Origin of the sequence: Treponema socranskii subsp. buccale, assembly GCF_024181585.1 — a bacterium.
GTDB lineage: Bacteria > Spirochaetota > Spirochaetia > Treponematales > Treponemataceae > Treponema_D > Treponema_D buccale.
Genome location: NZ_CP054258.1, coordinates 2,277,957 through 2,302,912 on the forward strand (window position 1 = coordinate 2,277,957; position 24,956 = coordinate 2,302,912).

A 24,956-nucleotide genomic window follows, 5' to 3' on the forward strand; every position below is an offset into this window, starting at 1 on the left:
AAGTTTTTGAGCAAAATCATTCCACGTAACAAAAACCGTGTTTTGTAATTTTAAGGCGTTTCCGTATTCCGCTAAAGATTTACACGGCGTGGTTATAAATATCTTTCCTTTATCTCCATAGTTCCGTGATATTTCTTCGGCACAGTGAATCAAAATCGGCTCTATCGGAGGATATATGACATCCAAGTTCGGAAAAGAATTTTTTACTAATTGAACGGCAAAAGGGCAGCGCATATCCATTACGGTTTTATTTGCAGACGAAACCCTTTGTTTGTATTTGTCGATAACTTTTTTTATCCAGTCGGTTTTACACTCAACGATTTCAAAACCCTCAGCCGAAATAAATCTGTTTAATTCCTTCTCATCATACATATTTTTAGAAACGGGATTTATAAATACAAAGTTCATAAAGTTTATCTACGTTAACAGAGAGTAGCAAAAACTAATTACCTAGTCAATTACTTAGATTATAAAATTCTTTCAGTAAAACGCGGACGTTTTTTTAACCTATTCCCCTTTTCCGCGACGGTGCAGTTTAGACGCGACATAAAAATATAAAAAATCCGCACAAAAAAACTTCCGTTTTTTGACACTCTGCGACGATTTATACTGTGATGAAAACGGATACCAGTATACATGCGGCGGATCTTACCGCGTACGTCGATTTACACGCGGACGACATGCTCGAAGCGATTGTAAAGCAGGCGCGCTCCCTTTCCGCTCGTGAAATCGTTATCGGAAAAACGACCGTCGTTTTCAGAACGCATCGGACGTTTTATGAAAAAATGACGCTCGCGCCGGAATATACGAGAGCGCTCATGCGCCGCATAGCATCGCTTTCGCAAATTGACGGACGCATACGGCTTTACGGAAAATTCGTTCATTTCGGTGCGCATCCCGTTTTGCTATATGCCGCTGCCGTACAGGGCGGTATTGCGCTTCGCATACGCGGCTGTCCGCGCGCTCTGCCGCCGCCTGAAGGGCTCGGCTTGTGCGGTGCTCAGATAGAAGCGCTTCGAAAATTGAGTGCACAGCGAAACGGTCTCGTGATTTTCTGTTCGCCGGATGAGCGTCGTATTTCGACGGCTGCGATATCGATCTTTTCCGATATGCGGCGGACGGGAAAAGCGTCGCGCACAAAGCCTCCGTGCATACTGTACTTGCACGACGAAGAGAGCGTGCATACGGCGATCGAAACGGCGCGTGCGGATACCCTTGTCTTTGCACTCCTTGCCGCATCCGACGTCGCGTCCGCAGTTGCCGCGCTTAAAAAATATCGCGCGGCGTCCGGCGATATCGCGTCGCTTGTGCGCTGTATTATCGCACACGAGCTTTTATACGACGGGAGGGACATTCATTTGCTTTTCGACATCGCCTTCCCGGCGTGTCCGTTCGAAATACCGAGCGACGGCGGCTCACCCGCTCCCGATAGAGACGAGTCGTTTACGCATTGTACGAATGTCGCCGCTGAAATACTGAAATCGCTGAAACGGCATTCTCGCCTGCCCCGTACGGCGAAACCTGCCGTATCGGGCGAAGGAGTTCTTTTACGCGGAAGAAAATTTGCAACGGAGACGATGTGATGAAAAACAAATCGATAATCGGGATCGAACGCGGTGCGGCGGACGAAAAAACCGGATCGACAAACGGATGCAGCGCAAAGAAAACCGGCGGACTTCACGCTTCTGCAAAATTGAAATTCGCGTTCGCTGCAATGTATATTATTTGCTTTGTATTTCCGTTCTATGCGCATACTCCGTACCGCATACAAGGCGAAGTATCCGTCGGCGCAGATGCAGAGCTTTACGAATACGGATATATCGCGCTGACATTTTACAACGCAAGCAAACGAACGATTCGAAAATTTTTTGCCGTCGTTTTTTTAAGCGGAAGCGACGGAGAGTCTCCCTTTACGGAAGGGAACTGCGTTACGCTCGAATACGATGAAAACATCGCGCCGCGCACTGCAGTGCGAGCGGAGTTCGGCCTCGACGATTATATTTCCGAAGTACCCGACGAAGCGTATCAAATCGATTTTTTATACGTGAGCAAAATCGAATACGATGACGGCGGCGTTTGGGAAGATCCCTACGGCGTATATGCGAAGTGAGCGGCTCTCGCACCGCAGCGTTACCTCGCCGCGTACTCTCGATTCCATTGACCGGCACCGCCCGCGGTTTCCGCCGCGGTTTTGACGGCTGATAATTTATCCGACGAATTCTTTTTTCAAAAACGCGAGATCGAGTTCGGGATAAAGCACATGCTTTGCGAGGAGCGCTTGCACTCGCCCTTTCGCTTTTTCCTGCACGGCGGGATCGAGGACGATTTTTCCTTTTGCGGGTTTTCCGTCTTTTGTCATGCCGGGCTTCGTTCCTTTCAGCACCGAATCGATGATCGAAGCGACTTCTTTCATATCGGCTTCCGTCATGCCGAGCGTCGTGATGCCCGGAGTACCCACCCGTATACCGCTCGTCCACCACGGGCCGTTTTTGTCGAAAGGAAGCGAGTTTGCATTGAGCGTAACGCCGCACTGAAACATCGCCGCTTCCGCCTGCCGTCCGGTCAGTCCGTAAGTGGTCACATCTATGAGCATGAGGTGATTATCCGTACCGCCCGTCTGCAGTTTCATGCCGAGTGCAGCGCATTCTTTTGCGAGAGCGCACGCATTTTTGACGATATTGTGCGCGTATTCGCGGTATTCGCTCGTAAGCGCTTCTTTGAACGAGACCGCTTTTGCCGCGATGATATTTCCGAGCGGGCCGCCTAAAACCATCGGACAGCCCTTGTTTACGTCGTCGATGAATTCTCTTTTGCAAAGCACGAGCGCTCCCCGCGGGCCGCGCAGCGTTTTGTGCGTCGTCGATGTGACGATATCCGCAAAGGCTACCGGATCGTAATCCCCGGTAAACACTTTGCCTGCAACGAGACCCGCGAAGTGTGCCATGTCGACCATGAGTACGGCGCCGCACTTGTCCGCGATTTCGCGAAACCGTTTGAAATCGATTTTGCGCGGGTAAGCGGAAAAGCCTGCGAGCAAAATGAGCGGTTTTACTTCCATCGCCTGCTTTTCAATCGCGTCGTAGTCGAGGAGCCCCGTTTCTTTGTCGACCGTGTACGGAACGCTTTCGAACATCTTTGCCGAAACGTTCATGCGGTATCCGTGCGTGAGATGCCCGCCCGAATAATAATCGAGTCCCATGAGACGCTGCGAGCCGAATCGTTTGCGCAGTTCTTCCCACTGCGCTTCCGTCAAATCCGACACGCTTTTTACGCCGAGCGATTCAAGCGTCGGCATTTCGATTGTATGATTGAGAATCGCCCAATAGGCGACGAGGTTCGCATCGCAGCCCGAGTGCGGCTGCACATACGCGTAATCCGCGCCGAAAAGTTTTTCGGCTTCCCTCGCCGCGCAGGACTCGACCGCATCGATATTTTCGCAGCCGCCGTAATAACGGTGTTCGGGATAGCCTTCGGCATACTTATCGGTGAGGAGATTTCCCATCGCAGATTGCACGGCGAGCGAACAGTAATTTTCGCTTGCGACGAGTTTTAAGTGCGCTCTCTGCGTTTCGAGCTCTTTGACGACGCTCGATGCGATTTCGGGTGCGACCGCCGCCGTCTGCTGCAAATTTGCGACGTAAGAGGCCATCGCGGCGTTCGGTTTTCCGTTGCACGATGTAAGGTAATTTTCCAAAGGACTTGCCATAAATTCTCCCATAAAAAGTGACGGCAATATTTTAGATGTCACTTTTTATCGTTCTCCTCAAATTTAACACGCGAATCATAATCGAATCGGCGGAAAAAAGCAATCTGCAAAACGGGTATTTTCAATCGCTGCAGAAAGTGCCGCCGTTTTTTATGGTTACGATTATTTTTGCGCGAATACGGTTCCCGGTACGGGTGCCGTGAAATCGAATTGCAAAAATCGGATCGCATACTTGACACGGTTTATTTTTTCGACTAATTTTAATATGATTCTGGTTCTCTAAAGACAGTTCTGATAAAGCTTTATTTCGTATGAATGTATGTTTCTTCAGATTACGGTATTCAGAAAACGCAGATTGCAGCTGGCATCAGCAAATAAAAAACGCCGTATTCGGCAAGAGGAACATCGTATATGTCCAAAAAAATTTACGTCGGCAACCTTAACTATGCCACAACGGAGGATACTCTGAAAAACAGCTTCGCTCCTTTCGGTGAAGTCGCTTCAGCAGTAATTATTAAAGACCGTTTTACGGATCAGTCGAAAGGCTTCGGCTTTATCGAAATGACGGATGAAGGTGCCGCGGATAAAGCGATCGCCGATATGAACGGCAAAGAGATCGACGGTCGCCGCGTGCGCGTCAACGTCGCCGAAGAGCGCCCGCCGCGCCGCCCGAGATTCGACAACGGCGGAGACCGTCAATAGTCGCTCGCTTCGTTTTACATCGAAAATCGGAAAGCCGGCTGCAGTGATGCACGCCGGCTTTTTTTATGCTATACTCTTCTTATGCATTTCCTTCCTGCAGGATTTTCCGACTATATCGCGGACGACTGCGACAGGTGCGCCTTTATCGGCTCCTACCTCGCAGGGCACGGCGTTGAAAGCGTCGTGATGCCCGTTGCCGGAAAAAATCACGTATACGTTAAATTTCCGACGTCGCAGTACAATCCTCAGTTCCGAATCAAAACGGTGATCGCGCACTACGACCGCTCTCTCGGAAGTCCCGGAGCGAACGACAACAGTGCGGCGAATTTTTGTCTTATGGATTGGGCGTCGCGTTTGCAGAGCCGCGTCGATTTTCACAATGTCCGTCTGCTCTTTTCTGACGGCGAAGAGTTCGCATCCGGCGGTGTCGCTTCTCAAGGTGCGTTTTCGCTCGCTTCCCTTTTTAAACGACTCGGCATCACAAACGACGATGTGTACGTGTTCGACTGCATGGGGCGCGGCACGATTCCGATTCTCCGAAAAACGATTTTACCGCTCGCCGTACCGTACGAGCTTCGAACGCGCTTTGCGGCGCTCGAAGACCGCGCGGAATCGCTGTTGCGTCGGACTTCGCGGAGATGGCTTACGCTTCCGTTCGCATACAGCGACAATGCGGGTTTTATCGCGTGCGGTATTCCCGCCGTCGCCGTAACGATGCTGCCGGAGGACGAAGCGGATGCATATCTCGCATCGCTCATAAAAGAAAAATCGCTCGAAAACTATATCGTCAATCACACCGTCGATGCGAAAAGCGACGCCGAAGCGAAAGAAAAATTATTAAAATTGCAATCGCTGGTGCCTCAAACGTGGCGGCTGATAAATACGAAAAACGATACCGAGCGGACGCTGACCCCCGAAAGCTTTACCGTTTTTGCATCGATCCTCGACGCGCTCGCCGACGAAAAGACGCTTGTAAGCTGAAATATCGCACCGCGTAAACGTTCCGCCTACTGTGCGAACGGGATGTGCTCGGCTACTCGTCCATGATGGTGATTTCGACGCGGCGGTTTCGCGACCGGCCTTCTTCGGTTTGATTTGTCGCAATCGGCTCCGCCGCTCCCTTCCCTTGCGTAAACACGTGATACGAATCGCGCACGCCGAGTGCGACGAGATAATCGGCGACGGACTGGGCACGTTCTTCGGAAAGTATTTGCCGCGCTTTTTCGGTTCCCCTTAGCGCCGTGTGTCCCGTGACGAGCAAATCGTTTTTATACGCTTTTAAGATGTCGGCTATCTTTTCAAGTTTGCGTTTTTCACTCTCGCGGAGGACGGCCGAATCGGGAAGAAATTGAATTTTTTCGAGGCTGATCGTCAATCCTTTTTTGCCTTTTTTTACCGATACGTCTTCGAGCCCGAGTTCTGCGACACTGTCCTGAATTTTCTGCACCGTGCTGTCGTCGTTGACACGTTCGAATTCGGTCACTTCGGCTTCCGCCGTTCCCTGAAACGTGAATGTGTCGCCGTAATAGGTTTCGATGACAATTTTGAAATTTTCATGATAGTGATCGATTTCGCCGCGCTCGTTGTCCCAGTAGAGCGTTTGATGCGAATGCCCCATCGTAATCTTCGGGCGATTGAGCAGTTCCGCAGTCCGTGCGGAAACATCTCCCTGCCGTACATTGATTTTCGGACTTTCGAAATACAGATTGTACTGCACGTCGATAACGTTGAAAATTCTGCCGTCGGAATTTTTAACAATTCCTTTGTAGCCGTACGAAGCGGTAAACGGCACTGTAAACGGCTTTTGCAGCGCGAAAGTACGCCTGAGGTCGTGCGCTTCATGTCCTTCGGCGCTCCACGTGTCGCCGGGTTTGACGGGCGTTTCGGGGAAAATGGGGCAGTCGCGGACGACCGGCATAAAATATATATCGGCTATCGCGTATATGCCGCGCGCGCTCCGCGTAAATACGCTTTTGTATTCGTCGCCCCACGAAAAATGTGCGCCGTTTGCACTGCTCGTCGAATCTTCGGACGACATAAACGTCGCTTCGCACACGCCGCCCCCGTCCGTGTGTACGTCGACGATCTTTGCGGAAATGCGCGTTACGATTTCCGCGTGGTGATTTTTTTTGCTGTTGACGAAAACGTCTTCGTGGACTTTCGAAAGCGTGCGGTACGAATCGCCTTTTTTGTATTTAAACGATAAGATAACGGGCGGCACGCCCTGCGTGATAAGCGTTTCGTTTTGAGCGCTTCCGACGGTTCCGCTTCCCGCCGCCTGCGGAAAGAGCAGCGCGCCCGACACAAAAACGTACCAGACAATACAGCGGATCTTTTTATCGATCGAAAAAAAGGACATGGCAACTCCGATAAAAACTTTTACGCATCCGGCAGAATACGTTGCTATCATTATCGGCGAAAAGGGGACATATTTTTAGAGAGTGCATCACCAAAAAAAGACTTAATTGAAATGCCCCTCGGAAACGCACCGCAGCACGGGCAAAAAATTCCGCAGCTATCGATGCGCTTTTAAAATTCCCGCGCAGGGGCCGTTCAAGTCCGCAATCATTTCGCCGAAAAGCGAATTTTCTGCCACAGCTCGTCGTACTTTTCGAGGTTTTCGCCGATATCGAGTTTCAGCTCGCAGTGCGCCATCTCTTCGGTCGTGTACATCGGCGTCGTCGTCATATATTTCGCAGCTTCCGTGTTGACCGAGGGAGGAAAACGGAACCGGTCGAGGAATTGTGCATATATTTCCGGCCGATGCATAAAATCGATAAACCGCATCGCGAGGTCGTAATGCTTTGCGCCTTTTAAGATGACCATCGAATCGATATACATGGGGCCGCCTTCTTTCGGTATAAAAAAGTCGATCGTGTCGGCTTGTTTATCGGCGGGAACTTCGCCGTATACGACTTCGGCGTATCCCTGACACACCCAAAAATCTCCTGCGGCAAAAGATTTTCCGAATCCTTCCGCATCGAATTTAACAAGATTCGGCTTCCAATCGTTTATTATTAAATTCGCGGCGCTTTTAAGTTCGGCATCGCTCGTCGAATTGACCGAATACCCCCGATACGCGAGCGCATCTCCGATAACTTCGCGCATATCATCCATCATGGAAGCATGCCCCCGTATGCGCGCGTCGGAAAAGATGCTCCAGCTCCGCTCGTAATTTGAAAAGTGCAGTTTGTTTACGGCGATGCCCGCCGCTCCCATATAGTACGGAACGCAGAACTTCATCGTCGGGTCGTATACGGCTTTTTTGAGAACGAGCGGGTTGATGTATTTTTTATTTTCAAATCGATTCAAATCGATCTCTTTCAGCATTCCCTGTTTGAGCATGATCGACGCGTAGTCCTGCGACGGAAAGGCGATGTCGTAGCCGGACGCACCGGCCATGAACTTTGCATACATCACTTCGTTCGAGTCGTAGGTATCGACTTTTACCCGGCAGCCGTATTCGCTTTCGAATCGGCGGAGTGCGGCTTCGGGCACGTAGTATGTCCATGTAAAAAGATAGAGCACGTTCGATCGTTTGCGTCCGCCGCTTTCTTTCGAGCAGGATGCAAAACCGAAAACACAGCATACAAGCGCTGCAATCAAAATGCCGTCGATGATTTTTTTCATAGTTTCCTCAAAATAATAAAATAGCGCCGCGAAAGGTGCGCCGTCTTTGCATCATGCACCGGACCGTTTGTCATTATGATACGAAATACCGGCTGCAGCAAAGAGAATATTTAATGAGAAGCCGCTACCGTTTTGAGTCCCTTTCGAAGCGCGAAGGCGATAAGGCAGGTTGCAAGGATCATCACGCACGAAAGCGAATTGATGACGGGAGAGACGCCGAAGCGTATCATCGAATAGACGTACAGCGGCAGCGTCGTCGAGCCCGGTCCCGACACGAAAAAGGTGATGACGAAGTCTTCGAGCGACATCGTGATCGCGATGAGAAAGCCCGACAGGATACCCGGCAAAAGAGAAGGAACGACGACTTTGACGAGCGTCTGCAATTCCGTCGCACCCAAATCGTGCGCCGCTTCAACGATCGAAAAATCGAATTCGTCAAGGCGCGCCTTTACCATGAGATAGACGAAGGGCAGACAAAACGTCGTGTGCGCCGCAAATATCGTAAAGAGTCCGAGCGGTATGTGCACGCGGCTGAAAAATATCAGCGTTGAGATACCGACGATGACTTCGGGCAAAATCATCGGCAGATAGGTAACGCCTTCGATGATTTTCCGCCCGCGAAACGTATACCAACTGCAGCCGATCGCCGCAAGAGAAGCGAGCAGCGTCGAAACGGCGGCCGATGTAAAAGCGACGATGAGGCTGTTTAAAAGCGCTTCCCACAAAGGGCGGGAGTCGAAGATAAGCGCTTTATACCACGTAAGCGAAAGACGCGTAAATTCGGCGCCTCTGCTGTCGTTGAACGAATACGCGATGATAACGACGAGCGGCAGAAACAAAAAAACGAGCGTGAGCGCGAGCATTACATTTGCAAATGAAAATATTGCAGCGCGCTGCTTCCACGATTTTTTCGCGTGCCGCGCGGGCTCGGACTGCCGCCGTTTTTTTACCGCAGGAAATAAAAAGAAAAATATATTCGTCATTTTATCATCCCTCTCGTAAAACCGTGTGCATTTCCGTTTACCGAATAGACCTCATCTTTTACATTCGAAGATTTGAGTTTGGCGTCGCGTTTATTCGCGCGGCTCATCCACAAAATACCTGCAATGCTGATGAACGTTATGATCATGGAAAAAGCGGCGGACAGCGGCCAGTTGCGCGCCTTTTGTACTTGATCGACAATGACGTTTCCGAGCATATACGAATCTTTGCCGCCGACTAAAAGAGGCACGGCGTAAGCGCCGAAAATCGGGATGAACGTAAAGATGACGGCCGTTACGATGCCGCTTCTGATACCGGGAATGAGCACTTTGATCATAGCCTGTATTTTGTTCGCGCCCAAATCGCGCGCCGCTTCGAGCAGCGAAAAATCGAAGCGGTCGACTGCGGTGAAGATCGGCAATATGGCAAACGGTAAATACATATACACCGAAACGAGGATGACCGCGTTTTGATTGTACAAAAATTGTATGTAATCTTTTGTGATGCCGAGCGATATGAGAATTTGATTTAAGATGCCGTCGTTGTTGAGGATCGACATCCACGCAAAAACGCGGATGAGCGAATTCGTCCAAAACGGAATGATTATTAAAAAAAGCAAAAGCGTTTGACGGCGGCTTCTCGCTATCGCGTATCCGCACGGAATGGCAATGAGCACGGTGAGCACAGTCGAAATGATCGTGATCTTGAGCGTTCGAAGCACGAGTATGCCGTAATTGGGATTGAACATTCGGCGGTAGGCTGCAAGCGAAAACTGTCCTTCGACACCGCCGTATAATCCTTTTTTTAAAAAACTGTACACGAAGATGATGAGAAGCGGTGCGATAAAAAATACAAAGAGCCAAACGCCCATCGGCCACGCGTATGCCGTGCCCTGATTGGCCGCTCCGTCTTTTACCGCGGGAGGTTTCGTATCCGTCGTTTTCATTTTTGTATATCCTCGACGATATAGCCGTCTTCCGCCGCCCACGAAATATAGACGTCGTCTTTCCATTGGATGGCCGGTCCGTCGTCGAAATAAATCGTATGCTGTTTGAACACTTTGACGAGCGCGCCGTTTTCGAGCCGAACGTAAAATTTCGATTGGAATCCGGAATACACCGGTTCTTCGACGATGCCTTTGAACACGTTGATATCGGTGCGTCCGTGCGTTTCAGGCGGCTCTTTCGTAATGCGGATTTTTTCCGGGCGGATCGTAAAAGCGACCTTTTGCCCCTTTTGCGTCGGGCCGTAGTCGGTTACCTGCATATAGCGGTCGAGGCTTGCCGTCGCTTCGGTATCGCTCGCAAGCGGCGCCTGATGGCCGAGCGCGGGAACGGAACAGGTAACCATGTAGTCCGGATCTTTTCCCGGCGTTTGATGCGGTACGCAATCGACGACCTGCGCTTCGAAGAGGTTCGTTTCGCCGATAAACTGCGCGACGAATTGCGTCGCAGGGCTTTCGTAAATTTCGAACGGCGTTCCGACTTGCAGCACGTGCCCCGCATTCATAACGGCGATGTGATCCGACACGGAAAGCGCTTCGCTTTGATCGTGCGTCACGTAGATGAACGTTATGCCGATTTTATCGTGCAGATTGTCGAGATCGATGAGGAGATTTGCGCGAAGCTTTGCGTCGAGCGCGGAAAGCGGTTCGTCGAGTAAAAGCACTTTCGGCTCGTTTATCAGCGCGCGCGCAATCGCAACCCGCTGCTTTTGTCCGCCCGAAAGCTGATTCGGTTTTTTATGGATGTGCTGATCGAGCTGAACGAGGTGAATGTAATGCTTCACTTTTTCGTCGATCGTTTCTTTCGGCACTTTTCTCAAGCGCAGCGGAAACGCGACGTTTTCGTATACCGAAAGATGCGGAAAAAGCGCATAGGTTTGAAAAACCGTATTCGAATGGCGCTTGTCCGGCGGAAGAGAGACGACGTTCGTTCCGTCGAACAGTACCGCGCCTTCGTCGGGGTATTCGAAACCCGCGATGATACGCAAAAGCGTCGTCTTACCGCAGCCTGAAGGACCGAGGAGGGAAAAAAATTCTCCCGGCTCGATTGTAATATTGATATCGTCGAGAGCGATAAAACCGTTATCGAATCTCTTCGAGACATGCTCAATGGTAACCCGGCTCCCTTTCACTTCAAGCAACCTCGGTACAATGTGATGACAGAGCCGTATTCAAAACGGCTCAAATGTAGGCACATTATATACAAAGGGAATGGGGTATTCAAGAGCGAGCGATTTCGAGCAGTGCGGAGAAATCGCGAGCGTCTCCTATAAAAGAAAAACGGCTTGGCCGTTTTTCGACTCTCGACTTATCAGAACGCTTCCGTGCGCTACCGCGCTTTTTCAAAAACGCGGCACACTTCGTATATGTACGCTTCATGGTAATCTTTGTCGGGATAAACGCTTGCATCGATATTTTTATCGACAAAAAGTTTCGGATCGATATACTGCGAATACAATTTTTTCCCGACAATGACGAGCTCGGCTTCCGCTACGGCGACGGTACCGCTTATCGGATAGGGACTGATGCCCGCCTTTTTCCACTTATCCGTATCGCGTCCCGAAATCGTACCGCAGATTTTCAGCGCGTCACGATACCCGTCGGGCAAAAAAGAGAGCGTTACCGAATCGTACGAATCGATAAAAGTTTTTGTAAAGCGCTGCGGCCGGATAAAAACTTCAACCACGTTTTTTTGCCACAAGCCGCCGAACATACCCCAGCTCGCAGTCATCGTATTGCAGTCTTTTTCGGTTCCGGCGGAGATAAGCATCCATTGTTTTAAAACTTTCGAAAAGGGATTAAACGAAAGATCGTCTGTCGATATTTCACGAAACGAAAGCGTATTCATAGTTATTATTTTAAATCATCACATCTCCGGCGTCAATACGGCTCTCGTCAATCCTGCAAATCGATACAACAGGGCAACGGCACCGAAAACCGTATTTTCCGAAAAGCAGTGTGCAACGTAAAAAATCGACTGCACTTCCGGCAGCCCCCTGTCGCTTGAGCGGGAAACTCCGCGCTCGGTGTTATAAAGGCACGTTTCGATATTTTCCGACAGGGAGCTTCCGTGCGTTATTCCGCTGGGTTTACCGCACCCTTTACGATTTTTTCAACTCGCCAATTTTCTTTCGTATGCAAAACAATATCGCCGAGCGTGCCGTTTTCGGCTTTACGACGGAGCGCGATACAGCCCGACCGCTTGAGCATTTTCGAAGCGGTCAAATCGGCGGTACTCGCAGCATCCGAAGGCAGATCGCTTTTCCAAAATCCTTTTGCCGACATCGCCTGTGCCGCCCCTTTTATATTTTCATTACTCCACGCCGTGCTCCCTGCAGGCGCATACAATACGGCATCGAGTACATCACCGGTAAAAGAATTGACAAGCATGAGTACATCCTCTTTATCACCCAAACACGCTTTTTCATTCGGAGACCAAATATCGCGCATCACGGGAGACGTATACCATCCGGAAGAAAGTGCGAGATCGCTGCCCGTTTCACTCACACAACCTTCCCCCTTCGTCCGCAAATGAACGATTACGGTTTCGCCGGCTTTTACTTCCGCAGAAGGAAGCGTAAACGCCCGGTCGTTTCCGTCGGACGCGCTTTGAAGAGTAAGCCCCGCAGCGTTTCCGCCCGTAAGCGCATAGAGTTCGACAAACTCGCACTTTGCATCCTTTCCTCCGCTCGACGCCGATGCAAACTGAGGATGAATGCCGCTTATAACGATTTTCGGAATACGTCCGTTAAAACCGACGAACGGAACATAAAACGTGAGCGAATTGCCGTTTTCATCTCGGGCTTCGCCGTACAGCGCATAATGTGCACCCGCTTCAAGCGCTTCGGAAGCTTCGACTATCACGCTTTTGCTCCCGTCATCGTACGACACGCTCACGGGAATTCCTCCCGTTTCTCCCGACGCGGCTTTCAGAATCGGCGATATTTTGTCCTGCTCCGAAAACGCTTCACCGGCCGAAAAAGATGCGGCGCGGGTAATGACCGCCCCCGTAATCGTAACCCGCTCGGAAAACGAAAGCGTCACATGCCGTTCGCTTTTGGCTGTGTAAGATTCAAGGACGGGAGCTTCATAATCGCCTCGAAGCAGCTGTAAACCTTCGTCCGTCACTTTGCACGACACGGGGCAAAGCGAAAACAGAATGCAGGCGGATAAAAGAGCCGTCTGCAAAAGCCATATCCACACTCGGAAAGATTTCCGTTTCATTTCGACCTCCCGACGACGGAGCCGCCCCTTCGATCCTCATGCGAACCGAAAACGCGGCTTTTGTCGTCGTATAATAAATCGGGAAATTTTTTCAAAAACGGAGTTTTTATAAGCCGTAAATGCCGAATTTTGAAAATATTTTTAAATAAAGATATGCTTGCGACGCGAACTTCGCTCGGCTCCGCCTCACTACCGAGTTCGTTTCGCAAATTCACCGTGTATGCCGCAGGATGCGCGCTAAAGCACTTCGGTTACCGAGCTGATAATATGCAGCACATTTGAAAATCCGGTCGCTTCGATAGCATCGCGGCTTTCCGGCGAAGGAGAGAGCAAATAGAGCGTATGTCCCTTATCTTCTCCGTCGTTGAACGCTGCCATAATCGTTCCCATGCCCGAATAATCGATTTCCGAAACTTGCGACAGATCGAGTACGACGTTACCGCGTCCGATCTCATCGTACAGCTTTTGCTGAAATTCACCGATCGTATATGCGATGATCGCGCCTTTGAGTTCGTACAACACGTAATTCGCGCCGCTCTTTTCCGTAATCGTCAGTTGCTCCATAAGTATCTCCGAATATTACACGTATTTGATAACGAGGGCGCTTACGTCCGCTTCGATTTCTTTCGACATGAATTTAACGAGATTGTCATAGATGAACTGCGCTATACGCGAAGCCGGGTACGTCAAATTCGACAGCATAATCTGCTGTACGCGCTCTTTACCGAACGTTTCCCCGCGGAGCGAACGCGACGTAAGGACGCCGTTCGTACACGAAAGGACGACGTCGCCTTTGGCAAGCTTTATCTGCCGTACCGAAATATACGGAGCGATATCGCGCACAAAGCCGAGCACGTGACCGCGTCCCTGAATTTCTATAACGTTGTTGTACGATTGCGTATATACAAAAATCGCGGGAATGCCGCAGTTGATGTAGTACATCACGTCGTTTGAAAAATCGATGAGCGCAAAAGTGCCGTTGAAGATGGTACCTTTCGGAAGGTTTTCGCGGATAAATGCATTGACTTTTTTGACGAGCAATTTAAAATCGCGGGTTTCCGAAAGAAAGGTTCGTATAATCGATTTTAAAATGACCATATTCATACTCGCCGCAATTCCCTGACCGCTCAAACTCCCGATAACGAAAAGATGCGTATGATCGTTGATCCTGATCAGATCGATAAACTCGCCGCCGATATTGTGCGCCGATTTCATGATATAACCGACATCGGCTTTCGGGTTTTCCACCGCATTAACGTCTTCCTGAATGGAAGCGATGACTTGAGACGACATACGGATTTCGCGATTGACCGTACCGATGATCTCTCTGTTCGAAATATTGCGCATATAATAGCCGAATACGAAAAAGTACGAATATAAGTGAGTAAGAATGGAAATATCGTAATCGGTATAATGATCGCCGCTCGTCTTCAAACCGAGCGTAATGCAGCCGAGGAGGTTCCGTCCTTCGCTCAAAAGGATGAGCGCATCCGACTGCGTGTCCGCAAAAAGAGCGGCAAGGGCATCCCGTGCTTCGGCGACATCGCTTCGCGCATCTATGTCCGAAACCGAAATGACGTTGCGGCCGGCATTGAGCAGTACATCGAATGCGGGGTTATCCGCACGGACGGACGCGAGGCCGACAGCGGATGAAAACGCATTTTCAAGATATGCTTCGCCGTTGTTGACGAATACGGACATGGACGAACACTGCAGATTTCTCGTAAATATGTTATGCACGCTCATGAGAATTTCGTCCATTTCGCCGCTGTAGTCGATCGATGCCAAATCGCTCTCGAATGCGCTTTCGTAGTCGGCGGGACGAAGGCGGCGCGTAGTCGTAAGATACGTGGACACAGCCCAAATAAACACGAGCGATAAGGCGGTACCGACGATCAAAATAATATCGAACGGCAATGTCAAACCGCCGAAAAACGGATAGAGCAGAATAAACACACACACGACAAATACGCTCGGAATGATGTACGCGAACAAAAGCCTCAAAATAAAAACGAGGACGTCGTTTGCCGACGGCAGCGCTTCGATCATTTCCGAACGCAGCAAAAGAAGCAAAAGAGACGAATACGCAATCGGGTACAGAAGCGCAAAACCGGGAATATTGCGCGACAGGAAATTCAAAAACACAAAACTCGCCCACATGACGACGACTGCAAAAAATTCGATATATCCCCGATACCTTTCAAGACGCGTTGAGCGGTATTCGTTAAGCAGCAGCATAACGAGCGTACAGAAGCCCGGCAGCACAAATCGATACAGGACGATAAAAACCGCAAGCCAATCCCATGTAAAAATTCCCCGAAGCTCATTGGGGAAAATATATCGGGCAATTATCCTTACGCCGACATCGGGAGAAATGACGATCATTTGAAATTTTGCAAATACGATATATAACGCAAGTACGAAGAAAAATATCTTCAAAACGACGACGAACGGCAGCGTACGTTTTACTTTCCGCAAAATAAAATAAAACGAAACATTCGTCAAAAAAAAGGCTTCCATAACGAAAAGCAGTTTTGAAATCATGCCGAACAGGCCTTCGCTGAACGGAAACGTCAATGTGACGGCGAGCAGCACCGAAACGCATGCTCCCAATAAAACGTTGTCAATAAACCGTTCACCGTGTATACCCTTTGTACGGTGCAGATAATTCGTATAGACGGCAAGCCAGATAAAAAATGCGGCAAATCCGAAATCGAGAATGATAAACGCCATATCAGCCTACCTTCGCAGCCATCATCGTGACGTCGTCATGGAGACGCGCACCGCCGTTGTATTCGGGGATAAGGCGCACGATATCGTCGATAAATTCCTCAGGCATTTTGTCGGCGCTTGTGCGAAGCGTGTCTTGAAAAATATCGCTGCTTCCGAGCTGAATACCGTTCGAATCCATGATCTCCGACAAACCGTCGGAAGCGATAAGGAGCATATCGCCGCGGTAAAGCCTTCGCTCTTCGACGGTGATATCGCCCAAATCGATGATGCCGACGAGACTCGCATTCGATGCGAGCGATTTTATTTTATAGCCGTCGGGCGCACGCGAAAGAACGAGCGGGTCGGACATGGATGCGTTGATATAGCGCAGCGTCATTTTATCGGTATCGATGATGCCGATAAACAATACCGTGTATTTATCCTGGAGCTTCATATTTTTTATAGCGCGGTCAATTTCGCGGATAACGGCTTCAAGGTTTTCTTTATCGTCGATAATTTTCAGCGTATTGACGACGAGTCCCATGATGAGCGCCGCGGCAAGACCTTTTCCGGAAACGTCGCCGAGGAGAAGGAGCGTTTTGTTTTTATCGATTTGCAAAACGGAATAATAATCGCCCGACACGTTTATGAGCGGTTTGTAATACGCGGCGAGTTTGAGCTTTCGGATCGAAGGCATTTTTTGAGGAAGGAACGAACGCTGCGTATCCGCAAGCAGCTGCCATTCCTTTGTCAGATCGGAAATTTCGGTAAGGCTTGCAATCGTACGGGAACGCGACTGAAAGCGCGAAAACTCTTCATAAAACTGCCGGAAAGCGTCCGCGTCGAAGAGTTTCGTGTACCGGCAAAAAATAAAAAGATGCTGTTTGCCGCATACGAAGAAAAAACCGCGCGCATCTTTGGAATGCGATATGATACCGAACGAATCGTCGATAAGGTAGAAACCTTCCGGCCACGAAAGCGGAAAATTGCGTTCGAGCGTATCGCGCACCGATTGAGAAGATGTCAAACGGTCGGGGCTGTTGTACAAAATATAATTTTTTTCTCTGTCGATAAAGAGTACGGAACAACCCGCTTCTCTTTCCAGAATATCGGCAAAAACCTTATAGAGATCGTCGAGCGAATAACAAAAACGCAGCCTGTTGATAAAGCGTGTCAAATAGCGCGTTTCGCCCTTTTCGAAAATCTTGCGATGGAGTCTTGCGTCGAGCACGGAACGCACGAACTCTCCGCCGATCAGCAAAAGAACGAAGATAACCGAGGGAATGGATATAAGCAAAAAAAACGAATACTCTTTTATCCGAGAGGGCAGGAGCATCGTCGAAATACCGATAAAGAGGATTAAAATGGCGGCATTGACCGAAAGAAAAATCAGCCGCTTGCGCGTTTTATACATAAATACCTCGATAACATTATGAAATATTCCGTAATTCTTATTCGCATAGTATAGCACATTATCGAGAGATTCGCATAGATGGGCGCTTCCGAAAATACCGAATAAATTTCAAAAGCGCCCGCCGATCGCTATGCGGCGTCTTTTTCTTTTGCCGCCTGTTTTACTTTTTCCATCAAGGCGCCGTCGCGCTTTTCACAGATTTTACACATCGTTTCTCTGCCCGCATCGATCGCTTCCTGCACGCTTCCCGCAGTAAGTTCTTCGGTTCGACTCAAAGCCGGACAGTCTTCGTGCGTGTGAAAGCGTTTGCCGTGCGGCGTCCAATACACTTGCTGCGTACCCGCCGCCTGCGCGTAGGATTCCGCCGACACGGGATCGAAATCGTAGCTTGCAAGCCCCCCGATGATGAGCAGGATCGCCGCCGCGGCAATGCCAACCGCTTTCGTGCGTTTATCGGTATCTTTATTCAAAAGCAAAAGGACGATAAACGGAACGAAGGCCGCCGCACACGCAATGACGCCCATATTGTTCCACAGCCAAAACTTCAGCGCATTCGCTTCCGATGCCGGTGCGATGCGGTTCGCTTTTTTCCAAAGCTGCGCACCCGCAACAACCGCAATAAAATCGATGACGAGAAGGACGATTCCCTGTACGAGCGGAGAAAGCTTTACTAAAAACGGAATGACGATCTTTTCCGTCATCGCGCACAATGCAAGCACTTCAAGAACGATCGCGAAAATCCACAACGCCGCAGCACCTATTCGAAGCGGCAGCGCGCTCCCCCGCTCTCCCTTTGTGTTCGACGCCGTCTTTACCGTTTTTCCGGTCGACGCCGATACGATTCTATGTTTTACCGCCATATACACTCCTCAAATTATTTATTTTAACAATCCCTTGAGTAAATTGCCTGCGAGCTTCGCAGTGCCGGATGTGCCGGATTTTTTTGTGCTTCCCCGCGTTTTCGCACCCGATACGCCTAAAAGTCCTCCGAGCACGTCGCCGACATTTACGTTTTTCATAACGCCGCCTATCAAAGCCGAAAGCGCATCTCCGGAAGTATTGTTTCCGGCGGTTTTTCCGAGAAGGCTCATCAAAAGCGGAGCTGCGGCGGCAAGGATCGCCGATACGGTACCGGTATCGGTATCCGCCGTTTTTGCAATCGATTTCGTCGTCGAAGCGGCACTCGATCCGAGCAAGTGCTTGATGATCTTCGCACCGTCGTCCAAATCGACGTTTTTCATAAAAGCACCGAGATTCGCCGTACTCACGCCGGCATGTTCTGCGAGCGCGGAAGCGAAACCTTTTGCGGATTCTTTATCAGAAGCCTGTTTGTCGGCACCTTTTAAAAGCGCCGGAAGCGCTTGGGCGAGAACCGTACTCACCGTACCGCTGTCGGTGTCACAGAGTTTACCGATGTTCGAAACGCTCGATGAACCCAACAATGTCGTCAATATCGATGATGCATCCATATCTTCCTCCCATAAAAACTTTTGCAGGAAATATCAATTTCCGAAAAAGTTTTTAGCCGTGCGCGTGCGCGCACATGTTCAATAGTCGAGTTTGCAAAATAAAGCGTATCGTATTCATGCGATTTTTATCAAAACGCCATGTATACACGTCTTCTGCAAACATCCGCGCAAACTCGAGATAAGAACGCTGCGATTTCGAGCAATGCACAGAAATCGCGAGTGTCTCCGATAAAAGAAAAACGCTTCAGCGTTTTTCGGCTTTAGACTCCAGCAACGGCGATATTTCAGACGGCGCTTTTTATCGTACCTCCATAAAAACTTTTGCAGGAAATATCAATTTCCGAAAAAGTTTTTAGCCGTGCGCGTGCGCGCACATGTTCAATAGTCGAGTTTGCAAAATAAAGCGTATCGTATTCATGCGATTTTTATCAAAACGCCATGTATACACGTCTTCTGCAAACATCCAAGCAAACTCGAGATAAAAAAGCGACGGCGATATTTCAGACGGCGCTTTTTATCGTACCTCCATAAAAACTTTTGCAGTATCGCTTTTTATCTTCCTCCGATGAAAATTATATCGAGCGGGTTATCCGCCGTCAATCAATCGCGTTGCAAAAAACGATGCATACGTTTATACTTACTGACACACGGAAGTTCCGTATCAATTTTTGGAGGATCGTATGTCTAAGGTAATCACGTTCGGAGAAATCATGCTGCGCCTCGCGCCGGAAGGCTACAAGCGTTTCGTACAGGCGGATAAATTCGACGTCGTATACGGGGGCGCGGAATCGAACGTCGCCGTTTCTTTGGCAAATTTCGATGTGCCGGTTTCGTTCGTCACAAAGCTTCCTGCACACGAGATGGGAGACGCGGCGCTCAACGAACTGCGAAAATTCGGCGTCGATACGAAATTGATTGCGCGCGGCGGAGAGCGGCTCGGCATTTATTACGCGGAAAAAGGCGCAAGCCAGCGCGGCTCTTTTGTCATCTACGACAGAGCGGGTTCTTCTTTTCAAACGGCATCGCCTGAGGACTTCGATTGGGAGGCGATATTCGACGGCGCAACGTGGTTTCACTTTACCGGCATAACGCCCGCGCTCGGAGACAATGTCGCGGCAATCTGTCTCGAAGCGTGCAAAAAAGCGAAAGCCAAAAACATCACGGTGAGCTGCGATTTGAATTTCCGCAAAAAATTGTGGACTTCGGAAAAAGCGGGCAAAGTCATGGCGGAACTTATGGAATATATCGACGTGTGCATTGCAAACGAAGAGGACGCGGAAAAGGTTTTCGGCATTTCGGCGAAAAACACGGACGTTACCGGCGGTAAGCTCGATAAAAAAGGCTATGAAGACGTCGCAAAACAGTTGGCCGACCGATTTCACTTGCGGCAGGTTGCGATCACGCTCCGCACGTCGCTGAGCGCATCGGACAACAAATGGGCAGCCCTTCTCTATGACGGTAAAAATTATTATTACAGCAAAGAATATCTCATCCGCATCGTAGACCGCGTCGGAGGCGGCGACAGTTTCGGCGCAGGACTCATCTACGGAAACGTAAAAGGTTTCGATCCGCAAAAGACGGTCGATTTCGCCGTCGCCGCGAGCTGCTTAAAACAGACGATCGAAGGCGATTTCAATCACATTTCCGTAGGAGAAGCGGAAAAGCTTATGGGCGGAGATGCGTCCGGCAGAGTAAGCCGCTGACATCACGTACAACGGAGGACGGCGGTTATGAAAAAAATCGTTACGCTCGGAGAATTGCTGCTCAGGCTCAGCGCGCCGGGGCACGAACGCTTTTTCCAGTCGCCGAATTTTGAAGCGACATTCAGCGGGAGTGAAGCGAATATCGCATGCGAACTCGCGCAGCTCGGAAACAGAGCTTCTTACGTAACCGCCGTCCCCGACAACGCAATCGGAGAAGCCGCTCTTTCGGAAGTACGCAAATACGACGTCGATCTTTCCACGGTGATCCGAAAGGACGGCAGAATCGGCATCTATTTTCTCGAAACGGGCGCATACCGGCGTCTGTCGAATGTCGTCTATGACAGGGAAAACAGCTGCATCGCCGAGGCGCTTCCGTCCGATTTCGATTGGGAAGCTGTTTTTGCGGACGCGTCATGGTTTCACATAAGCGGCATCACTCCTGCCGTTTCCGAAAACGCATACCGCACGACGATCGAAGCGATCGCCCAAGCGAAAAAACGGAATATCACCGTTTCATTCGACATCAACTACCGCGCAAAACTGTGGCGCTACGGACGGCGGGCGGAAGATGCTGTAAAAGAAATCGTCAAATCGGCTGACGTTCTCATCACGAATGAAGGGCACATACGCTTTTGTCTCGGCATCACGGTTCCCGGCTACGATACGTCGAAAGAAGGACTGCCCGACGAATATTTTGAAAAGATTTCGCTCGCCGTAAAACGCGAATACCCCAATATTCACACCGTCGCCCTGACCAGGCGCAGAACGTACACTTCGGACGTCAACGATTTTTCGGCGCTCCTGCACGACAAAAACGGAACGTTTTTCGTATCAAAAAAATATCACATCGAAAATATCGTCGATCGCGTCGGAGGGGGAGATGCGTTTGCGGCGGGACTCATACACGGTTTTCATCACTTCGAAGACACGCAGTACACCCTCGACTTCGCGACGGCGGCCGCAAGCTTTAAGCACACGATCCCCGGCGACATCGCGATTTTCCGAAAAGGAGAATTGGAATCTCTCGTCAAAGGTGAAACGACGGGAAGCATCCGGCGCTGAAACGATCCGCCGTTTTTACCCGCACGGACAGGATATGCCGCACGGACGCAGTCCATAAAATTAATAATTATTAATTCTATATTGAAAAACATCGATACGGAACGCCGTCTTTTAAAATCGGACCGGCGGCGCGGCAGACATCCCTTTTCCCGCGGCCGCTTTGCACGTCACTTGCCTGCTTTGAGATTTTCTTCGAACGCCTTTCTGTCGAAGGGCGCGTAGATGGGATCCTTCGGCACATAGCTCGCATCGTCCCACAGCGAACTCGTAATCATCAGATCGGCGCTGTAGCGGTTGCACGCGATCGGTATATTGTGAATCCTGCACTGGCGCAAAAGCATTTGAATGTCGGCTTCATGCGGCTGCGGATTCAAATCGTCTATAAAAAAAACCGCAAAATCGATTTCCTTTCGAACGACGAGCGCCGCGATTTCCGCATCCCCGCCCATCGGTCCCGAATGCATACACGTTATATCGCTTGCGATGCCGTGCCTTATAAACGATTCCCGCACGAGCGTGCCCGTCGTTCCCGTACAAAAAAGTTTGTGCGCCGAAAGCATTTCGGAATTGTTCAACGCCCAGTCGACAATGTCGGCTTTGCGGTTATCGTGCGCTACGAGCGCGATCCGTAATTTCCGTTTCATACGATGATCCTCCAAGTTTAACCCCTTCGAGTCGGCGTACCGCAACCGAAACCCGCTCCGAAGGATGTGTATCTATGCCGATTATGAGGTAAGGCGTTGTAAAAGCTTGCGTTACCATTTGCGACGGAGAGGGAGCGCTTATCGCGAACACCGTTTCCAAACCGTCTTTCGTGTATACCGCGGAATGCAATCGTATGCCGTAACCGCCGGTATTAAAACGGCCTGCACATACGGCGATTACCTTTTTCCGCTTAAAATCGATTTTCGGAGAGTCGTCCGCGCGGCCGTGCAAAAGCGAATAGAGCTTATCCAAATCGGCTTGATTTTCGATTACCGCAGTGACGAATTCCGCACCGTAACTTCCTTCTGCAAGGATTTCGTACGAAGTTTCCACACACCCTTCCCGCTCGGTCAAAACGGTTTCGGGATAGGGATCGGCGTTTTTACCGCTTTGTGCGGATGCACGCCGGAGATGTCCGACCGATACGGACGGTTCGGCCGCGGCGGTATGCAATTTTACCGGAATCGATTTGCACGCACTCGAAAAAAAAGCCGATAAAACGATCAAAAGGATATATTTTGTCATCTCTTCGGAAAGTAGCATATATCGTTTTTTTTATCAATATTCGTACCGGCGTACAAAGCGCAATCGATACGATGTCAATCCGCGTCATGCGGCGGCACGCACGGAAAGATACCGTCCTCGCACACGATATGCGAAACTCGCGCGTCGCGGACGCCGGAGGGGACATCGCTTATGATCTGGCAGGAAAAACAGAGACCTGCCAAAACCGGAAACGCATAGGAAATCCGCGCGATATAGCGGTCGTAAAATCCCTTTCCCTTTCCGAGCCGCCTGCCGTCGCGAGAAAAAGCGAGAGCGGGTACGAGAAAAAGCGAGGCGTGCGGAAAGTCCTTCGTATCGACTTTTTCGAGAACGGTTTTCGGTTCCGTAATGCCGTAAGCACCGATTTCCGTCTGCGCTTCAAACGGAAGAGCTGCATCGAGATAATAAAATTCCATCGTACCTGCCGCATCGATACAGCGCGGGAGCGCAACCCGCTTTTTATCTTTCAACGCGGATGCGATGATGCCCCTCGTTTCGACTTCGCTCGGATCGGATACGAATATAAAAAGGGTATGTGAAGCCGCGTAGAGTTCGGAGCCGAGTAAAATGCGTTCGATTTTTTTCGACGCCGCTTCCGCGCGATTTTTTTCGGCGGTAAATTCAAAAATCGCCTGCCGCATCGCCTGCCGCACAATGCGTTTTTTTCCCGTAAGTTCCGTTTCGTCCGATTGTTCCATAATCCGCCGGAAAATCCTCTTTTCGCAAGCAAGCGCCCGCTCCCTGTTGACGATGCGGACATAAAATAAGTATATTATAAATATATAAAGATTGTAAGGCTTTATATACTGCTTACACAAACGAAAGCCGTCTAAAAAGCGGATGCTTTTTATCGACTGCGGTTTTTGCGTTGCGGAAACTGCGGTTTGCGCTTTTCGGCGCGCAGCTGACGGCAGCTTTTATCATAGGAGCATAGCATGAAAATCAAACCTTTAGCGGACAGGGTTCTCGTCAAAAACGAAAAAGCGGAATCGAAAACGGCATCGGGCATCATCATCCCCGAAGCGGCGCAGGAAAAAACGCAGACGGCAAAAGTCGTCGCAGTCGGACCGGGTACCGAAGAAGACAAAATCACCGTAAAAGTCGGCGAACGCATCATGTACGACAAATACGCCGGCACGCAGATAAAGATCAACAACGAAGACCACCTCATCCTCAAAATGAGCGATATCATCGCAGTCATCGAAGACAAATAATTACAAGCTGCGTTCATCGTAAAGCCGGCGAAAGCCGGTTTTTTTATTTTCGCTTTCGCCGTAAAACTTAAAATTTAAGATAAGACAGTTGCATCAACATTTCAGTGGAAAAACATTAAAATAATCGGGCGGAAACAATTTACTATCATACGAACTATCGTATGCGCTTCGGCCGGCAAAGCAAGAGCATCAAAAACATCCAAATATTTCCGATGCTGATCTCTGCGGTAAGCATGCCGTTTTCAAAGGCGGAACTCCCCGGCAGAAGGGTTATCGGAGACGTACATAGGATCCCCACGTAAATATTAAAAAAAGCGGCATAGCGGGGATAGGGCGTTTTTTTAGAAAAAAATGCAATGAACTGGGAAAGATTCATCGTCATAAAACCGATCATAAAGATGACATATACCGGTAATAAAAAACGATACTGAAAATCCTTTGCAATGGCAAGAGCGGCGGCGGCATCGAGCACATATACCCGCTTAAAGATAAACATCAGCACGCTGCAGTTCAAATGGACGCCGCAGCATGCCCATGCCAGATACGCATACATTCCCGCCTGAAACAATCTTGACAGTATCGGGCTGTTTTTCCGCATCAGCAGATAGATTTGATAAAATCCGATGCATTCCGCCGCAATGCCTATGACGCCCAAAAACCCTCCGACTATGATTCGGGTTTCAGAAATTCGTATCGCATACTCCATCAGCCGATACCGGGAAGCATCCCCGTCGTTTAAGCTGACGGCTCCCAAAAGCAAATCCCCTGCAAGCGTGACCAAGGCTGCCGCCAAACCGATAAGCAGTCCTAATCGATAGTGCCGATTTTCTCTTTCCTCGTCCGCAATCGCCGGCATTGTTTTTTCCATTGTTTCTTTCATAGCG

24 protein-coding genes are annotated in these 24,956 nt (G+C 49.8%); 7 read left to right on the forward strand and 17 right to left on the reverse strand.

What is annotated here, in order from left to right:
* Positions 1-614: 614 nt before the first annotated feature.
* Positions 615-1,583 (forward strand): hypothetical protein, encoded by a 969-nt coding sequence (locus tag HRI97_RS10305; protein ID WP_253725363.1) that lies wholly within the window; start codon positions 615-617, stop codon positions 1,581-1,583.
* Positions 1,583-2,110 carry a hypothetical protein gene (locus tag HRI97_RS10310; RefSeq protein ID WP_253725364.1) on the forward strand — a complete coding sequence of 176 codons (528 nt, stop codon included), beginning with the start codon at positions 1,583-1,585 and terminating at the stop codon, positions 2,108-2,110. The genes HRI97_RS10305 and HRI97_RS10310 overlap by 1 nt, the downstream gene beginning before the upstream one ends.
* 96 nt (positions 2,111-2,206) lie before the next feature.
* Here the strand turns inward: HRI97_RS10310 and HRI97_RS10315 are convergent, their stop codons facing one another.
* Positions 2,207-3,706, reverse strand: coding sequence for a glycine hydroxymethyltransferase (locus HRI97_RS10315; RefSeq protein ID WP_253725365.1), 1,500 nt, complete (start codon positions 3,704-3,706; stop codon positions 2,207-2,209).
* 411 nt (positions 3,707-4,117) lie between these two features.
* Between HRI97_RS10315 and rbp the strand changes: the two genes are divergently transcribed.
* Together rbp and HRI97_RS10325 are read left to right on the forward strand one after the other, a co-directional pair.
* Positions 4,118-4,408, forward strand: coding sequence for an RNA-binding regulator (rbp, locus tag HRI97_RS10320; protein WP_180485110.1), 291 nt, complete (start codon positions 4,118-4,120; stop codon positions 4,406-4,408).
* Between the two features lie 81 nt (positions 4,409-4,489).
* Positions 4,490-5,389, forward strand: a complete 900-nt coding sequence (locus tag HRI97_RS10325; protein ID WP_253725366.1) for a M28 family peptidase — start codon at positions 4,490-4,492, stop codon at positions 5,387-5,389.
* Positions 5,390-5,441: 52 nt separating this feature from the next.
* Here HRI97_RS10325 and HRI97_RS10330 read toward each other — a convergent pair whose 3' ends face one another.
* The 12 genes from HRI97_RS10330 to HRI97_RS10385 form a co-directional block, all read right to left on the reverse strand.
* Complete coding sequence (locus tag HRI97_RS10330; RefSeq protein WP_253725367.1) at positions 5,442-6,767, reverse strand: OmpA family protein; 1,326 nt, start codon at positions 6,765-6,767, stop codon at positions 5,442-5,444.
* A 206-nt stretch (positions 6,768-6,973) separates the two neighbouring features.
* Positions 6,974-8,038 carry an extracellular solute-binding protein gene (locus HRI97_RS10335; RefSeq protein WP_253725368.1) on the reverse strand — a complete coding sequence of 355 codons (1,065 nt, stop codon included), beginning with the start codon at positions 8,036-8,038 and terminating at the stop codon, positions 6,974-6,976.
* A 110-nt stretch (positions 8,039-8,148) separates the two neighbouring features.
* Complete coding sequence (locus HRI97_RS10340; protein WP_253725369.1) at positions 8,149-9,021, reverse strand: ABC transporter permease; 873 nt, start codon at positions 9,019-9,021, stop codon at positions 8,149-8,151.
* The gene (locus tag HRI97_RS10345; protein WP_253725370.1) at positions 9,018-9,965 is read right to left on the reverse strand and encodes an ABC transporter permease; all 948 of its coding nucleotides are present in this window, start codon (positions 9,963-9,965) and stop codon (positions 9,018-9,020) included. Before HRI97_RS10345 ends, HRI97_RS10340 begins: the two co-directional genes overlap by 4 nt.
* Positions 9,962-11,155 (reverse strand): ABC transporter ATP-binding protein, encoded by a 1,194-nt coding sequence (locus HRI97_RS10350; protein WP_180485104.1) that lies wholly within the window; start codon positions 11,153-11,155, stop codon positions 9,962-9,964. Before HRI97_RS10350 ends, HRI97_RS10345 begins: the two co-directional genes overlap by 4 nt.
* Positions 11,156-11,352: 197 nt before the next feature.
* Positions 11,353-11,871: a flavin reductase gene (locus HRI97_RS10355; protein ID WP_253725371.1), complete on the reverse strand. Its 519-nt coding sequence runs from the start codon at positions 11,869-11,871 to the stop codon at positions 11,353-11,355.
* A gap of 227 nt (positions 11,872-12,098) precedes the next feature.
* Positions 12,099-13,247, reverse strand: a complete 1,149-nt coding sequence (locus HRI97_RS10360) for a lipoprotein TP_1001-related protein (RefSeq protein WP_253725372.1) — start codon at positions 13,245-13,247, stop codon at positions 12,099-12,101.
* Between the two features lie 237 nt (positions 13,248-13,484).
* The gene (locus tag HRI97_RS10365) at positions 13,485-13,811 is read right to left on the reverse strand and encodes an STAS domain-containing protein (protein WP_253725373.1); all 327 of its coding nucleotides are present in this window, start codon (positions 13,809-13,811) and stop codon (positions 13,485-13,487) included.
* 15 nt (positions 13,812-13,826) lie between these two features.
* Complete coding sequence (locus HRI97_RS10370) at positions 13,827-15,980, reverse strand: PP2C family protein-serine/threonine phosphatase (RefSeq protein ID WP_253725374.1); 2,154 nt, start codon at positions 15,978-15,980, stop codon at positions 13,827-13,829.
* Between the two features lies 1 nt (position 15,981).
* Positions 15,982-17,373 (reverse strand): PP2C family protein-serine/threonine phosphatase, encoded by a 1,392-nt coding sequence (locus HRI97_RS10375; protein WP_253725376.1) that lies wholly within the window; start codon positions 17,371-17,373, stop codon positions 15,982-15,984.
* A 128-nt stretch (positions 17,374-17,501) separates the two neighbouring features.
* Positions 17,502-18,233 carry a hypothetical protein gene (locus tag HRI97_RS10380; RefSeq protein WP_253725377.1) on the reverse strand — a complete coding sequence of 244 codons (732 nt, stop codon included), beginning with the start codon at positions 18,231-18,233 and terminating at the stop codon, positions 17,502-17,504.
* Between the two features lie 18 nt (positions 18,234-18,251).
* Positions 18,252-18,842, reverse strand: coding sequence for a DUF937 domain-containing protein (locus HRI97_RS10385; protein WP_253725379.1), 591 nt, complete (start codon positions 18,840-18,842; stop codon positions 18,252-18,254).
* 680 nt (positions 18,843-19,522) lie between these two features.
* Here HRI97_RS10385 and HRI97_RS10390 point away from each other — a divergent pair.
* Both HRI97_RS10390 and HRI97_RS10395 read left to right on the forward strand, forming a co-directional pair.
* Positions 19,523-20,545: a sugar kinase gene (locus HRI97_RS10390; protein WP_253725380.1), complete on the forward strand. Its 1,023-nt coding sequence runs from the start codon at positions 19,523-19,525 to the stop codon at positions 20,543-20,545.
* Between the two features lie 27 nt (positions 20,546-20,572).
* A complete protein-coding gene (locus tag HRI97_RS10395) occupies positions 20,573-21,607 on the forward strand; it encodes a sugar kinase (RefSeq protein WP_253725381.1) in 1,035 nt (344 codons plus the stop codon).
* A gap of 167 nt (positions 21,608-21,774) precedes the next feature.
* Here HRI97_RS10395 and HRI97_RS10400 read toward each other — a convergent pair whose 3' ends face one another.
* The 3 genes from HRI97_RS10400 to HRI97_RS10410 form a co-directional block, all read right to left on the reverse strand.
* Positions 21,775-22,251 carry a methylglyoxal synthase gene (locus HRI97_RS10400; RefSeq protein WP_253725382.1) on the reverse strand — a complete coding sequence of 159 codons (477 nt, stop codon included), beginning with the start codon at positions 22,249-22,251 and terminating at the stop codon, positions 21,775-21,777.
* Positions 22,211-22,837 carry a dentilisin complex subunit PrcB gene (gene prcB / locus HRI97_RS10405; protein WP_253725383.1) on the reverse strand — a complete coding sequence of 209 codons (627 nt, stop codon included), beginning with the start codon at positions 22,835-22,837 and terminating at the stop codon, positions 22,211-22,213. Before prcB ends, HRI97_RS10400 begins: the two co-directional genes overlap by 41 nt.
* A gap of 74 nt (positions 22,838-22,911) precedes the next feature.
* Positions 22,912-23,556 carry a 5-formyltetrahydrofolate cyclo-ligase gene (locus tag HRI97_RS10410; RefSeq protein WP_253725384.1) on the reverse strand — a complete coding sequence of 215 codons (645 nt, stop codon included), beginning with the start codon at positions 23,554-23,556 and terminating at the stop codon, positions 22,912-22,914.
* A gap of 237 nt (positions 23,557-23,793) precedes the next feature.
* Between HRI97_RS10410 and HRI97_RS10415 the strand changes: the two genes are divergently transcribed.
* The gene (locus tag HRI97_RS10415) at positions 23,794-24,072 is read left to right on the forward strand and encodes a co-chaperone GroES (RefSeq protein ID WP_021329442.1); all 279 of its coding nucleotides are present in this window, start codon (positions 23,794-23,796) and stop codon (positions 24,070-24,072) included.
* A gap of 154 nt (positions 24,073-24,226) precedes the next feature.
* Here the strand turns inward: HRI97_RS10415 and HRI97_RS10420 are convergent, their stop codons facing one another.
* On the reverse strand, positions 24,227-24,952 hold the full coding sequence (locus tag HRI97_RS10420; protein ID WP_253725385.1) for a DUF6796 family protein: 726 nt from the start codon (positions 24,950-24,952) through the stop codon (positions 24,227-24,229).
* Positions 24,953-24,956: the final 4 nt, after the last annotated feature.

What these genes read in the sequence shown, in the direction of transcription:
- HRI97_RS10335 (WP_253725368.1), bottom strand. Translation starts at nt 8,038, where the DNA reads ATGAAAAAAATCATCGACGGCATTTTGATTGCAGCGCTTGTATGCTGT.
- HRI97_RS10340 (WP_253725369.1), bottom strand. Translation starts at nt 9,021, where the DNA reads ATGACGAATATATTTTTCTTTTTATTTCCTGCGGTAAAAAAACGGCGG.
- HRI97_RS10410 (WP_253725384.1), bottom strand. Translation starts at nt 23,556, where the DNA reads ATGGAACAATCGGACGAAACGGAACTTACGGGAAAAAAACGCATTGTG.
- HRI97_RS10420 (WP_253725385.1), bottom strand. Translation starts at nt 24,952, where the DNA reads ATGAAAGAAACAATGGAAAAAACAATGCCGGCGATTGCGGACGAGGAA.
- HRI97_RS10355 (WP_253725371.1), bottom strand. Translation starts at nt 11,871, where the DNA reads ATGAATACGCTTTCGTTTCGTGAAATATCGACAGACGATCTTTCGTTT.
- HRI97_RS10380 (WP_253725377.1), bottom strand. Translation starts at nt 18,233, where the DNA reads ATGGCGGTAAAACATAGAATCGTATCGGCGTCGACCGGAAAAACGGTA.
- HRI97_RS10390 (WP_253725380.1), top strand. Translation starts at nt 19,523, where the DNA reads ATGTCTAAGGTAATCACGTTCGGAGAAATCATGCTGCGCCTCGCGCCG.
- HRI97_RS10360 (WP_253725372.1), bottom strand. Translation starts at nt 13,247, where the DNA reads ATGAAACGGAAATCTTTCCGAGTGTGGATATGGCTTTTGCAGACGGCT.
- rbp (WP_180485110.1), top strand. Translation starts at nt 4,118, where the DNA reads ATGTCCAAAAAAATTTACGTCGGCAACCTTAACTATGCCACAACGGAG.
- HRI97_RS10345 (WP_253725370.1), bottom strand. Translation starts at nt 9,965, where the DNA reads ATGAAAACGACGGATACGAAACCTCCCGCGGTAAAAGACGGAGCGGCC.
- prcB (WP_253725383.1), bottom strand. Translation starts at nt 22,837, where the DNA reads ATGACAAAATATATCCTTTTGATCGTTTTATCGGCTTTTTTTTCGAGT.
- HRI97_RS10375 (WP_253725376.1), bottom strand. Translation starts at nt 17,373, where the DNA reads ATGTATAAAACGCGCAAGCGGCTGATTTTTCTTTCGGTCAATGCCGCC.
- HRI97_RS10370 (WP_253725374.1), bottom strand. Translation starts at nt 15,980, where the DNA reads ATGGCGTTTATCATTCTCGATTTCGGATTTGCCGCATTTTTTATCTGG.
- HRI97_RS10330 (WP_253725367.1), bottom strand. Translation starts at nt 6,767, where the DNA reads ATGTCCTTTTTTTCGATCGATAAAAAGATCCGCTGTATTGTCTGGTAC.
- HRI97_RS10305 (WP_253725363.1), top strand. Translation starts at nt 615, where the DNA reads ATGAAAACGGATACCAGTATACATGCGGCGGATCTTACCGCGTACGTC.
- HRI97_RS10315 (WP_253725365.1), bottom strand. Translation starts at nt 3,706, where the DNA reads ATGGCAAGTCCTTTGGAAAATTACCTTACATCGTGCAACGGAAAACCG.
- HRI97_RS10310 (WP_253725364.1), top strand. Translation starts at nt 1,583, where the DNA reads ATGAAAAACAAATCGATAATCGGGATCGAACGCGGTGCGGCGGACGAA.
- HRI97_RS10395 (WP_253725381.1), top strand. Translation starts at nt 20,573, where the DNA reads ATGAAAAAAATCGTTACGCTCGGAGAATTGCTGCTCAGGCTCAGCGCG.
- HRI97_RS10325 (WP_253725366.1), top strand. Translation starts at nt 4,490, where the DNA reads ATGCATTTCCTTCCTGCAGGATTTTCCGACTATATCGCGGACGACTGC.
- HRI97_RS10365 (WP_253725373.1), bottom strand. Translation starts at nt 13,811, where the DNA reads ATGGAGCAACTGACGATTACGGAAAAGAGCGGCGCGAATTACGTGTTG.
- HRI97_RS10385 (WP_253725379.1), bottom strand. Translation starts at nt 18,842, where the DNA reads ATGGATGCATCATCGATATTGACGACATTGTTGGGTTCATCGAGCGTT.
- HRI97_RS10415 (WP_021329442.1), top strand. Translation starts at nt 23,794, where the DNA reads ATGAAAATCAAACCTTTAGCGGACAGGGTTCTCGTCAAAAACGAAAAA.
- HRI97_RS10400 (WP_253725382.1), bottom strand. Translation starts at nt 22,251, where the DNA reads ATGAAACGGAAATTACGGATCGCGCTCGTAGCGCACGATAACCGCAAA.